The sequence below is a fragment of the Kocuria sp. CPCC 205235 genome (assembly GCF_040980905.1).
Taxonomy (GTDB): domain Bacteria; phylum Actinomycetota; class Actinomycetes; order Actinomycetales; family Micrococcaceae; genus Kocuria; species Kocuria carniphila.
This window is the reverse complement of record NZ_JAVKPR010000019.1, coordinates 22,328-34,370: the sequence shown is the minus strand read 5'-3', so window position 1 is coordinate 34,370 and position 12,043 is coordinate 22,328. Positions and strand designations below refer to the sequence as shown.

Annotated in this window: 10 protein-coding genes; 6 read left to right on the top strand and 4 right to left on the bottom strand. The window is 66.0% G+C overall.

From position 1 onward, the window contains the following. Positions 1-429 precede the first annotated feature (429 nt). From RF638_RS12350 to RF638_RS12335, 4 genes are all read right to left on the bottom strand, one after another. Complete coding sequence (locus RF638_RS12350; protein ID WP_005053937.1) at positions 430-1,335, bottom strand: NADP-dependent oxidoreductase; 906 nt, start codon at positions 1,333-1,335, stop codon at positions 430-432. A 63-nt stretch (positions 1,336-1,398) separates the two neighbouring features. After that, positions 1,399-1,824 carry a cupin domain-containing protein gene (locus RF638_RS12345; RefSeq protein ID WP_005053940.1) on the bottom strand — a complete coding sequence of 142 codons (426 nt, stop codon included), beginning with the start codon at positions 1,822-1,824 and terminating at the stop codon, positions 1,399-1,401. Positions 1,825-1,947: 123 nt separating this feature from the next. Then, a complete protein-coding gene (locus RF638_RS12340; RefSeq protein WP_129700770.1) occupies positions 1,948-3,948 on the bottom strand; it encodes a cation-translocating P-type ATPase in 2,001 nt (666 codons plus the stop codon). A gap of 91 nt (positions 3,949-4,039) precedes the next feature. Continuing rightward, entirely contained in the window at positions 4,040-4,273 is a 234-nt protein-coding gene (locus RF638_RS12335) for a heavy-metal-associated domain-containing protein (RefSeq protein WP_005053944.1), read from the bottom strand. Positions 4,274-4,437: 164 nt separating this feature from the next. On the opposite strand from RF638_RS12335, the gene RF638_RS12330 reads away from it, so the two are divergent. The 6 genes from RF638_RS12330 to RF638_RS12305 all read left to right on the top strand — a co-directional run bounded on the left by RF638_RS12330 (position 4,438) and on the right by RF638_RS12305 (position 12,005). Continuing rightward, positions 4,438-5,121 (top strand): Crp/Fnr family transcriptional regulator, encoded by a 684-nt coding sequence (locus tag RF638_RS12330; protein ID WP_005053946.1) that lies wholly within the window; start codon positions 4,438-4,440, stop codon positions 5,119-5,121. 232 nt (positions 5,122-5,353) lie between these two features. After that, complete coding sequence (locus RF638_RS12325) at positions 5,354-6,733, top strand: IS1380 family transposase (RefSeq protein WP_095797264.1); 1,380 nt, start codon at positions 5,354-5,356, stop codon at positions 6,731-6,733. A gap of 236 nt (positions 6,734-6,969) precedes the next feature. Beyond that, positions 6,970-10,443, top strand: a complete 3,474-nt coding sequence (gene mobF, locus RF638_RS12320; RefSeq protein WP_368842143.1) for a MobF family relaxase — start codon at positions 6,970-6,972, stop codon at positions 10,441-10,443. Between the two features lie 118 nt (positions 10,444-10,561). After that, on the top strand, positions 10,562-11,038 hold the full coding sequence (locus tag RF638_RS12315) for a TIR domain-containing protein (RefSeq protein ID WP_129700774.1): 477 nt from the start codon (positions 10,562-10,564) through the stop codon (positions 11,036-11,038). Next, a complete protein-coding gene (locus tag RF638_RS12310) occupies positions 11,008-11,475 on the top strand; it encodes an HIT domain-containing protein (protein WP_129700776.1) in 468 nt (155 codons plus the stop codon). The genes RF638_RS12315 and RF638_RS12310 overlap by 31 nt, the downstream gene beginning before the upstream one ends. Next, on the top strand, positions 11,472-12,005 hold the full coding sequence (locus RF638_RS12305) for a hypothetical protein (protein ID WP_129700778.1): 534 nt from the start codon (positions 11,472-11,474) through the stop codon (positions 12,003-12,005). Before RF638_RS12310 ends, RF638_RS12305 begins: the two co-directional genes overlap by 4 nt. Positions 12,006-12,043: the final 38 nt, after the last annotated feature.

The following is a 12,043-nucleotide window of genomic DNA, read 5'->3' as shown; positions in this document are numbered from 1 at the left end:
TCTCCTCCCCGAGCACCCCTCAATGCACTCCAAAGACCCGCTCGGCGTATCCAGGCTCAGTCGTTGCGACGGTCTGTGGATGACCCGGAGCCGAGGCGTCGCCCGGTCCATGCACGTTCAGCAGACGTGCGCCTTGCTGGCTGCATCCACAGAGCAGTACAGCAGCGAGTGCGACCGTGGCGAAGGTGATGGAAGCAACGCCGCCAGCGGTGACCGCACCGATGCCGACACATGCACCCGCACGCGGCTGCGGAGCGCGCGTCTCCAGCACATATCGCGGTACGATCGACATCGGGACCCTCCCCACCCTCTCGGCTCATCCGGGCACGTCGAGCTGAGCCCCTGTTCAGGAGCAATGCAGTGGAGCGTGCCCGCCCCGAATGAAAAACGCGTGCTCACCGCGCCCCGTCCGGCCTCGGTGGGCTCGCCTCAGGGCACTACGACGATCTTTCCGGCGGCATGTCCGGTTTCGACTGCGGCAATCGCCTGGCCTGCTTCATCCAGGCCGAACTGGGCGTCCACGTGCGGATCGACGAGCCCGTATTGGATCACCTCGGTGATCTTCCCCATAGCCTCATTCGTGCGTGCCAGGGCCAGGCCGCCCAGCTCGGCGGCGGTGTCCGGATCAGCCGCTGAGATGATCCGGGTCCGGTCGGGCACCAGGTCCGCGACGGCGCGCAGCGCGTCCCCACCGACGAGGTCGACAATCAGATCTGCCCCGTCGGGGGCGATCTCGCGCACCCGTTCGGGCAGGTTCGGACCGGATTCGACGAAGATGGCACCGGTGGACTGGACCAGGCCCCGCTTGGCTGCGCTGGCCACACCGATGACCCTGAACTCGTGCACCCGGCCGATCTGTGCGGCCATCAGTCCCACCCCACCGCCAGCGCCCAATAGCAGCAGGGTCTGGCCCGCTTCGAGTTCGATCTGGTGGGTGGCGTCATAGGCCGTGGCCGCGGCTACCGGGATGGTGGCGGCGTCGGTGAAGGAGATCTCCTCGGGCTTGGCCACGGTCGTGGACGCGCGCAACACTGTGTGCTCGGCCAGCCCACCGTGCCCGGGTGCCACCAGCCCGAGCACTTCGTCGCCCACGGCGAAGTCATCGATCCCGTCGCCGAGCTGGGTGACCACGCCGGCGGCCTCACGTCCCATCGGCGCCGGCAGGCTCCAGTGATGGCCCAGCTGGCCCTCGCGGATCTTCCAGTCGGCGGGGTTCACTCCGGCGGCCCGTACCTCGATGGCCAGCTCTGCGGTCCCGGGAACTGGAACAGACCGGTCGATCAGCTCCTGGGTCTCGGGCCCGCCGTAGTCGTTGAACACGTAGACCTTGGACATGGGATGGACTCTCTCTCAGTGGTTGGATTTGGCGTCGCAGTGGGTTCGCCAGGACGGTGTTGTTCAGTGCCGCGGTGGTTCGTCTCGGCCGGCGGCCTCGGCAGCGTCGGCTTCGCCCTTTGTGGCGAAGGCGACACCGATAGCGTGTTCCGGCGGGCTGTAAACGGTGTAGAGCACCAGCGACTCCTCGCCGGTGTTGCGGAAGTTGTGCTGGGCGCCGGCAGGAACCGCGCACTGGTCGCCTGCCTCGATGGGGTGGGTGTGGCCGTTGAGGTCCGCCTCGCCGGTACCGGAGACAAAGGTCAGGATCTGGTCGGTGTGTTCGTGGACCTCGTCCCCGATCTCGCCACCGGGCGGGATGGTCATGACGACGATCTGGGCGTGTTCGCCGGTCCACAGCACCTTCCGGAAGTCCGGGTTGTCCCTCGCGACGTCCGCGATGGTGAAGTGCTCGACGTTGTCTCCAAGGGTGAAGCTCTTCTCGGTCATGGCTGATCTCCTCTGCTTCCTGTATGGCTGTCTCTATGTCGCTGTCTGAGTTTTCGTGCTTATCGCGTCCTCGGGATGACCCGGAGGCGTGCGGGCCCCAGGGCCCCGGTGCGGATTTGGATGTCAGGCGGTTACCTGCTGTGCCCCTTTCTCCGTGGTCCTCTCGGCCGGTGGCGTCGTGGTCGAACCGCGGGTCTTCCGTAGCAGTCGCATTGCGTTGATGATGACGACCAGTACGGAGGCTTCGTGGACGAGCATGCCGACGGACATGGTCACCCCGCCGGCGAAAACACCGGCCAGCAGCAGCACCACGGTGATCAGGGCGATCGCGATGTTCTGCCGCATCACGGACACAGTCCGCTTGGCTAGACCGATGGCCTCCGGCAGTTTGAGCAGGTTGTCACCCATCAGGGCGATGTCCGCCGTCTCCACGGCCACGGCCGAACCGGCCGCGCCCATCGCCACGCCGATGTTCGCGGTGGCCAAAGCTGGGGCGTCGTTGACGCCGTCCCCGACCATGGCAATCGTGTGGCCCTGGCGTTGCAACTGTGCGACCACGTCCAGCTTGTCTTCGGGGAGCAGAGAGGCGTGGATCTCGTCGATCCCGGTGCCCTTCCCGACGGCCTCGGCCACCAGTCGGGTGTCACCGGTGAGCATGACAACCTTCTCGACCCCGGCTCGGTGGAGCCGGGCGACCATCTCGGGGGCATCCTGGCGGATTTGGTCGGCGACGGCGACGACGCCGATCACCTGGTTGTCGACGGCCACGATCATCGGCGTCTTTCCATCGGAGGCCAGAGTTTCCGCCGCCCGAGCGGCGCTGCCGTCGTCGGGAACGCCGTACTGGTCCAGCAGCGGCGGGTTGCCGATGAGCACCCGTTGGCCGGCAACGTCGGACGCGATGCCCTTACCGGGGACCGGGGTGACGGTGCCGGGGACCCCATCGGGGGCCACCCCCTCATCGCGCGCCGTCTGAAGGATGGGACGGGCCAGCGGGTGCTCCGACCCGGCCTCGGCGGCCGCGGCCCAGCGCAGCACGTCGGCACGGTCCCGTGCGGAATCCAGGACCACGACATCGGTCAGGACAGGTTGGCCCTCGGTGAGGGTGCCGGTCTTGTCCACGGCGACCGCCGAGATCTTGGCCGAGGTCTCCAGGAACTCGCCGCCCTTGATCAGGATGCCATTACGGGCAGCCCGGCCGATGCCTGCCACGATCGCGACCGGAATGGAGATCACCAGGGCGCCGGGGCAGCCGATGACCAGCAGGGTCAACGCCAGGACCACATCACCAGCGATCAGTCCGGCCGCCAGTGCCAGCGCCATGACGGCGGGGGTGTACCAGCGGGAGAAGCGGTCCATGAAGGCCTGGGTGCGGGCCTTGGCGTCCTGGGCCTCCTCCACCCGGTGGATGATGCGGGCCAGGGTGGTATCCGCGCCGATGCCGGTGGCCAGCACTTGCAGGAAGCCGCCGCGGGAGACAGTGCCGGCGAACACCTGGTCACCTTTGGATTTCTCCACCGGGATCGATTCGCCGGTGATGGAGGCCTCATCGATGGCGCCGGAGCCGGAGACGACCTGGCCGTCCACGGGGACCTTCGAGCCGTTCTTGACCAGGACGATCTCGCCCATTCTCACCTGTCCGGCAGGGATCTCCTGTTGTTCACCATCGCGCACAACGACGGCGGAATCCGGGGCGACGGCGACCAGCTCGGCCAGGGCCGAGCGGGTCTTGTTCAGGGTCGCCGCTTCCAGAGCGTGTCCGATGGCGAATAGGAACGTGACCGCCGCGGCCTCCCAGAAGTTGCCGATGATGACCGCGCCGATGGCCGCCACCGACACCAGCAGGTCGATGCCGATGACCTTGGCGATCAGCGCGCGAACCGCCTTGATCACGATCCCGTAGCCGGCGACCACGGCGGCGGCGACCATGAAGGCATCCGCGAGGGTGAAGACCGCGGTGGCATGGGTGGCGTGGGCGCCGGCATCGAGCCACCACTGGGGGCTGATGGTGAGGTTGGCCGCACCCTCGGCCAGCCGTTGAACGGCGAAGGAGATGATGATGAGTACGCCGGACACGACGGGGACCGACCAGTTCCCATAGACCCATTTCTGGAGCCTGTTCACTTTCGGGTACGACCTTTCTGCGATGAGTGCCAGCGGACCGGCAGATCGGGTATGAGCGAAAAATGTGCGACCCCACAGGGGCCCGCGTGCCTCAGAAGGCTGAAGGAGTGGCCTTATAGCCGGCCTTCGCCACGGCAGTCACGAGGTCATCCACGGAGACGCGCTCGGCGTCGTGGTCGATCTCGATGCGGGATGAGGCGAAATGGACCTTCACGTTCTCGACACCCTTGAGGCGGCCGACCTGCTTTTCGATCTTCGCCACGCAGGACGGGCAGGAGAATCCCTCGGCCCTCAAAAGGGTGTGGGTGGCGGTGGAGGTAGTCATTGTGAGAATCCCTTTCTTGGTGGTGTTCCGTATTGACACCTTCACGATAGGTTCGCGCCACTGCGAACTCCTTGACCCAGGTCAAGTCCGGACGGCACCGTACGAGGCGCCCCCTGGGGCATCTGGGACGGTGGCGCCCGCGCCGATTCCGGTAGGCTTGAGGCATGTCTGAGGATGACCTGTGCGTAGCTCGCGTACCGATCTTCCAAGGACTGACGCGCCAGGAGCAGCTGCACGTCGCCGACTTCGTTCGCCCGGTGTGCGTCCACAAGGGGGATATTGTTTGTTCCCCCGGACAGTCGGTGTCGCGTCTGCTGGTGATGCACAGCGGACAGCTCAAGGTCAGCCACACGGCGGCCAATGGTCAGGAACAGATTCTGCGAACGGTGACAGACGGTGATGTCGTGGGAGAACGGGCCTTCCTGACGGGCCACCGCCCGGTCGACCTCGTCGTCGCGCTAGAAGACAGTCGGATGTGCGTCTTCGACCACGCCGACCTCTCGGCCCTGCTCCGCGACTACCCCGACATCAGTCAGCGGATGCTGCGGACACTCTCCGACCGGCTCACCTCAGTCGAGCGACTGCTGGGCGCCGTCACCTCCAGCGACGTCAACGCCCGCGTGGCGGCCTACCTGCTAGATCTGCCCGGCAGCATGCGAGCAGGCGTACCCACGGTGAGGCTGCCGATGGCGAAACAAGACATCGCCGCCTACCTCGGAACCACGCCCGAAACCCTGAGCCGACGCCTCGCCGCGCTCTCCACCTCCGGCATCATCGAACTCCACGGACGCCGAGACGTCTCCATCCTCGACATTGATGCACTCGAACACGTCGCCACACCCCGATAGCCCGGTACCGTCACGATGCATCCGAGACGCATCGATACGTCGATCACGGGTCGCGCCAGGAGGATCGAATTCCGACGGCTAAAGGTACGGGTGGTCGCGGTCGCCGTCATTGAACCTGGATCCGCCGGCCGGATCGGGCTGAGGGGCGGGTCGTGAGAGCCGAATGCTCCTGTGACCAGCGAGAATGGACTTGCTGAGAGTCCCAGACCGCTGAGTTACAGGAGCATCGGTAGTGCGAGTTTCCCACAGCTTCTCCGCTGAGTTCGATGATGACAATCTGATCGCTGCCGGTGGGCTGGTGCCGGTGATGCTGCTGGCCGAGTCGGCGGGGCTGTCGGACCTGGTCGATGCGCACATCACCCTGGCCGGCAGCGCCGGTGCGAACGCGCAGGTGAAGGTCGGTGCGCTGGTCGGCGGGATGGTGGCCGGGGCCGACAGCATCAGCGACATGGACCTGGTCCGCCACGGCGGGATGGGCCGGGCGTTCAGCGAGTTGCGGGCTCCCACGACGCTGGGCACGCACCTGCGCGGCTATAAGTTCGGGCACGTTCGCCAACTGGACGCGATCGCTTCTCGGCTGCTGGCCGCGCTGGCCGCTCGGGTGCCTGCGCTGGTGTCCGGCGTCGATGAGATGGCCTACGTCGATCTCGACGACACGATCCGCGAGACTCACGGCTACGCCAAGCAGGGCGCGGGATACGGCTACAGCGGCGTCAAGGGCCTCAACGCGCTGGTGGCCACGTTGTCGACGCCCACGGCGGCGCCGGTGATCGCCGGCATCCGGCTGCGCAAGGGCTCGGTGAAGTCACCGCGCGGGGCGGGCAAGATGATCGCCGAGGCCCTGGCCGCGGCTCGCAGGGCAGGGGCCGGGGGCATGGTCACGGTGCGCGCCGACAGCGCCTTCTACCAACACGATGTCGTAGCCGCGGTCCGCCGCGGTGGCGCGCACTTCTCCATCACCGCGCGCATGGACGCGGCCGTGGTCGCCGCCATCTCCCGCATCCCCGAGGAGGCGTGGGTGGGAATCAAGTACCCCGAGGCCATCTGGGACGAGGACGAGCAGCGCTGGGTCTCCGACGCCGACGTGGCCGAGATCCACTACACCGCCTTCACCTCTCGTAAGAAGGACGACCACACCAGCGCCCGGCTGATCGTGCGCCGCGTCAAGCGACTCAACCCGCGGTCGGTGCCCCAGGGCCAGGGCGAGATGTTCAACGTCTACCGTCATCACGCCGTGTTCACCGACTCCCCGCTGTCGATGCTCCAGGCAGAGGCCGCTCACCGTGACCACGCCATCATCGAGCAGGTCATCGCCGACCTGAAGAACGGTCCGCTGGCCCACATGCCCTCGGCAGTGTTCACCGCCAACAGCGCCTGGACCGTCCTGGCAGCGATCGCCTTCAACCTCACCCGCGCAGCCGGGGTGCTGGCCTCGCGCTTCCACGCCAAAGCCCGCATGGCCACCATCCGCGCTCAGCTCATCGCCGTCCCAGCCCGCATCGCCAACCGTGCCCGCACCTGGCTGCTGCACCTACCGCGCAACTGGCCCTGGCAGCAGGCCTGGGATGAGCTCTTCGAGACCGCCAGCGGCCAACTGACAGCCGCCACCTGACCAGCAAGCCCTGTCCCGACGAGAAGGGACCGAAAGTGGAAAAGCCGGGCAGACCGGCAGGTACCGCGCGCCCCCCGTCAGCACCGACAGTCAGGCCATCCACGAGCACCGCTCAATCCGCTCCAGAAACCGGCTCGGCGGATCCAGGCTCAGGCTCGCCGCCGACTCACCGAATCCACCGAATGCACGTATGCCACCGTTGGTGGGGCGTGCGCACCTCCCTCATGAGACGACTCATGAGGGAGGCCAGGATGAAGGGCGGGGTGATCCTGTTCCGCGGCAGCGGTGCTGCCGCGCGCCGCTATGTCGAGGCCGACCGTTCCCGTGCCGATGAGTATTACCTCGGCGCAGACGACACCGTGGCCGAGTACGCCGTGCTCGACAGCGCAGGCGAGGCCATCGCCGCCCGTTCCCTGTCAGCGGTCGAGTACGAGGGCTGGGTGGACTGGATGGAGCCGATGACGGGCGAGTCGATGGGCACGCCTCGCGCGGCCGGTGAGGGCACGAAGGGGTCGCCGTTGTTCGCGGAGATGACGATCAACGCCCCCAAGAGCCTGTCGGTCGCCGCCACCCTCCACCCCGAGGTTTCCGAAGCCCTCGACTCCGCGCAGCAGGACGCCCTCGCGGAGATTCGCCGCTGGCTCGGCCAGCACAGCGTGACTCGGGTCGGCCCGCGCGACGCGCGCGAGGTCGTGCCCATCGAGCGGATGCAAGTGGTCGGCATCGGTCACAAGACCTCCCGTGCTGGTGATCCGCACCGGCATATCCACATGCAGATCGGCACCCGCGTCTTCGCCGCCGAGAAGTGGCGGGCATTGGACACCGCCGCACTGTTCAAGCAGCAGGGAGCGATCCGTGCCCTCGGCACTGCAGTGATCGCCGCACACCCTGAACTTGCCGAGACGTTGAGCCGCTACGGTCTGACCCTCGACACCGCATCCGGTGAAGTAGTCGAGTTGGAGCCGTTCAACGCGGTCATGTCGAAGCGGTCGGCGCAGATCAGGCGCAACCTCGACCGGCTCGAAGCCGAATGGGAAGCCGCGCATCCTGGCGAAGTTCTCGGCCCGGTCATGACCGCGAGGTTGCAGGGCATCGCGTGGGCGCACCAGCGCCCCGGCAAGAAGCCCGCCGACCTCAAAGACGAGCAATGGTGGGTACAGGAACTCACGGATGCCGGATACAACCCCGACAAGCTCGAACACCGTGTCGCGCAACCGGTGGTGTCGGTGGATGACCTCGCGGTGCAGGAGATTGCATCACGGGCACTGGACCGCAGCGCTGCCGGAGCGTCGGCGTGGACACGGCACACCGTTCAAGAGCATGTCACCCGCATCACCACCGAGGCGGGCGTGCAGGCGAGTCCTGCCGAGTTGCGGGAGTTCATCGGGATTGCGACCGACCTTGCGACCAGCGACTGTTTCTCCGTCCTGCCACCGGGCGTACCTGCCCCGGAGCATGTCGCGCACCTGACCAGCCTGAGTGTGGTCGCTGCCGAAGCCGGGCTGCGTGACCAGCTCACCGCGGCCGTTCCCGCCGACGAACCTCAGCATCCCGAGGTATCCAAGACGGCGGACGCCGTAGGGCTTGATGAAGGCCAGCGCGTCGCCGCTGCGGCGGTCGCCTCACCCGATCCTCTCGTGATCGTGGAAGGAGCCGCAGGCAGTGGGAAGACGACCATGCTGCACACCGCAATCACCGTCGCCGCTGAGCACGGACGCAGTGCGCGGTTGGTTGCGCCGACCAAGCGTGCTGCACAGGTCGCCCACGATGAACTCGACGTGCCTGCAACGTCGGTTGCAGCACTGGTGTACGCGCACGGATGGAGATGGAACGACGACGGCGTATGGACACGCCTCGCCGTAGGTGACCCCGACCCCGCAACCGGCAGCACCTACACCGGTCCACCCGAGCACGCCCGACTGTCGCGGGGCGAGCGGGTGATTGTGGACGAGGCGGGAATGCTCGACCAGGACACCGCCCACGCCCTGTTGACCGTCACCACCGAGGTCGGGGCGACGGTCGCCCTCGTGGGTGACCGCGCACAGTTGCCCGCTGTCGGTCGTGGCGGGGTGCTCGACATGGCCGCGCAGATTCTCGGCCGCACCTACGACATGAGCGAACTCCACCGCTTCACCGACCCCGAGTACGCGGCTCTCACATTGGCGATGCGCGACCGGGCGAATCCCGGCGAGGCGTTCGACCGGCTCGCCGCGATGGGGCTCGTGACCCTGCACGCCGACGACGAGCAGGCCCGCGAGCACATCACCGAGCACGCCCGCGAGGGCGAGACGATCACGGTCGCCACGAATGACGAGGCGGCGGCGTTGAACGAGCGCATCCGCCTCGGAAGGGTCGAGGTTGGCGAGGTGGACGATACGGTGACCGCGACCGGCAGCGACGACCTCACCATCGGGGCAGGTGACCTGATCCAAACCCGCCGAAACGACACCGCGCTCGGCGTGGCGAACCGGCAACAGTGGATCGTCCAGCAGGTCACCGAGGATGGCACTGTGAACGCGCGGGAGGCTGCCAGCGACCGCAAGAACCCCCGCACCGTCACCCTGCCCGCCGAATACCTGGCAGAGCACGCGCACCTGTCTTACGCTGCGACTGCCTACGGTGTTCAAGGCGCGACCGTCGATGGTTCGCACACGGTGTTGACAAAGGCGACGAGCGCGGCAGGTGTCTACGTCGGTATGACCCGAGGCCGCGAGACGAACCGGCTCCACATCGTCGCCACGGACATGGCCGACGCCAGGACGCAGTTCATCGGCGCGATGGAACGCGACCCGGCAGACCGCGGCCTCGACCACGCCACCGCCCAAGCCGCCGAAGCGGTGCGCGGATTCGTCGCAGACGGCCCAGTGCGGCTGGTCACCGAAGAACTCGCCCGCCTCGACCACGAGACCGAGCGTGCAGAACAGGCGGCGGAACGGTGGGAGCAGATCGCCGCGAGGTTCGACGCCCAACGCGCTACCCACCAGGCTGAGGACGAGGACAGTGCCGCTGTGCTCCGACGAGCCGAGGACGCCGCCGAGCAGGTGCGTGCCGAGGTCACCGGGCCGCTGACGGTGCAGGCCGAGACTGATGGTGCCGCCTACCTCGACGCCGTCGCAAACGAGGCCGCCGCCCGTGGTCGCCTCGCCACGGTGGGCAGGTTCGGCAAGCGCAAGGCCCGTACCGAGCAGCAGGCCGCGACCGAGCGCACCCGGACGTTGCGCGGGCAGGTCAGCATCGAGTGGGGCACCACACCAGCGAACCCTGATCGTCTCCCCGAATGGGCAGGCAAGGTCGCCGCGAACCGCGCCGAGAGTGACCCCCGAGTGGCCGAGGCCGCCCAGACTGTCGAAGCCGCCACCGCCGACCGCGACACGATGCGGAAGCGGCACCAGCAGGAGCACACGGCGTTGCTCGTAAACGAGTACGGGGCCGAACACGCCCAGGCAGCCCGGTACGGGATACGTCGCACCGCCAACCCACGCCGTCAAGCGCACGACGCCAAGAACCGGGCCGCGCTGCTACGGTCAGAGGCCGACGAACTCCGCGCCCTCCCCATCAACGACGCAGCCCGTCTGATCGAGACCAAGCACGCCGCACAGGAGCAGGCGCGACAGGACGCCACCGAACGAGCACGAAAACTCCGCGACCCGTTCGAGCGCGACCCCCGCCGAACCGACCCAAGCCGCGAGGGACCGAGACGGTCCCTGTAGCCGGGCGCAGCTCGACAGTAGGCACGCGAGCAAAGCGACGACGTGAGCCCCGGGGCTCGGATATGCTCAACGGAAGGGAGCAGACCTCTCTATGGGCACGAGTTCAAAGGAGACAAACATGGCCGTTTTCTATTCTTTCCACTACGACAGAGATGTTCATCGCGTGCAACTCATCGAGCAGATGGGAGCACTTGAAGGGCAGCCGATCCTCAACCATCAAGAGTGGGAGACGATCAAGAGCGGTGGTGACAAAGCCATCAAAGAGTGGATTTCTGACAAGATGAAGTGGAAGTCAGCGGTCATCGTTCTTATTGGCAAAGAGACTGCGTCTCGGGAATGGGTTCAGTACGAGATACAGAAGGCTTGGGATGACAAAAAGCCGCTTCTCGGCATTCAGATCCATGGCCTGTCCTCGATGGGGAGCGTCGACTCGGCAGGGTCGAATCCCTTTGACAAAGTCCCAGGCGTCTCAGGAGTTCCAATCTTTGATCCGACACAGACAGACTGGACGGGGAAGATCGATTCCAAGGCCACCTACAACTACCTGAAAGATCGCCTGAAGACATGGGCAACGCAGGGCAAGACTCGTCTGTGACCGCTGATCCCGATTGCCCGTTCTGCACAATTGTGCAACGGAACGATCCCGATGTGCGCGAGGTGTATCGGGACGATCAGGTGGTGGCCTTTTTCCCCACGGACCCGGCCGTGCTGGGACACACTCTGATCGTCCCGCGCGCGCATGTCCCCTTTGTTTGGGAGCTACACGATGAGGATGCAGAGCACATCGGCCTGCTTACCTCACGCATGTCGCGAGTAATCGTGGAAACCACTGGAGCCGAGGGGCTCAACGTTATTCAGTCGAACGGACACGTTGCTACCCAGAGTGTCAATCACGTCCACGTTCACCTCGTCCCGAGATGGACGAACGATGCCATAGGGCGCATCTGGCCCCCCGAGACTCGCTACTCCGAGCATGCGAAAGACGAGACTTGGGATGCTCTCCGTAACGCTTGTAGAGGGCTTCGACTATGACGGATCACGACACGACCAAGAGGGAAGACACAAGAGAAACCGTCAGGTTAAAGCACCTCGACTACATTCAGAGCATCGTCGCTCGAATGGCTCATTCCTCGACGCAGGCAAAGAGTTGGCTCTTGCCTGTGGTCACTGCGACGTTCGGATACGCGCTTACCCAACGGTCGGGAACTGTAGCATTGTTAGGTATCGCCGCCATTCTGCTGTTCGGCTACATGGATGCGAGTTACCTCCGGCAAGAGCGAGCGTACAGGCGGCTCTACAATGCCGTCGCTTCGGGGAAGAAGATTCCCGAGCTATCACTCGACCCGCATGATATCGACCGCAAGATTCCAGACGCGGATGGCGATCCGTCACCGAGGGACAAATCCGACGAAGAGCCAAGTTTTTGGAGGAAGTTGCGGACGGCCTTCCGTGGCTGGTTCTTCTTTGACCCTAGAGTCTGGTTCTCGTGGTCAATCTTCCCCTTCTACGGAGGATTCCTCGCTGTTGGAATCGCTGTTCTTTGGTACGCAGTTCCCCGCTGAGCCAGCTGACCAGGCACTGAACAGCGCCTCGACGTGAC

Bases quoted from the DNA above. Each gene is read 5' to 3' on its own strand.
- mobF (WP_368842143.1), top strand. From the start codon at position 6,970: ATGAGGGAGGCCAGGATGAAGGGCGGGGTGATCCTGTTCCGCGGCAGC.
- RF638_RS12345 (WP_005053940.1), bottom strand. From the start codon at position 1,824: ATGACCGAGAAGAGCTTCACCCTTGGAGACAACGTCGAGCACTTCACC.
- RF638_RS12350 (WP_005053937.1), bottom strand. From the start codon at position 1,335: ATGTCCAAGGTCTACGTGTTCAACGACTACGGCGGGCCCGAGACCCAG.
- RF638_RS12335 (WP_005053944.1), bottom strand. From the start codon at position 4,273: ATGACTACCTCCACCGCCACCCACACCCTTTTGAGGGCCGAGGGATTC.
- RF638_RS12315 (WP_129700774.1), top strand. From the start codon at position 10,562: ATGGCCGTTTTCTATTCTTTCCACTACGACAGAGATGTTCATCGCGTG.
- RF638_RS12330 (WP_005053946.1), top strand. From the start codon at position 4,438: ATGTCTGAGGATGACCTGTGCGTAGCTCGCGTACCGATCTTCCAAGGA.
- RF638_RS12305 (WP_129700778.1), top strand. From the start codon at position 11,472: ATGACGGATCACGACACGACCAAGAGGGAAGACACAAGAGAAACCGTC.
- RF638_RS12310 (WP_129700776.1), top strand. From the start codon at position 11,008: ATGGGCAACGCAGGGCAAGACTCGTCTGTGACCGCTGATCCCGATTGC.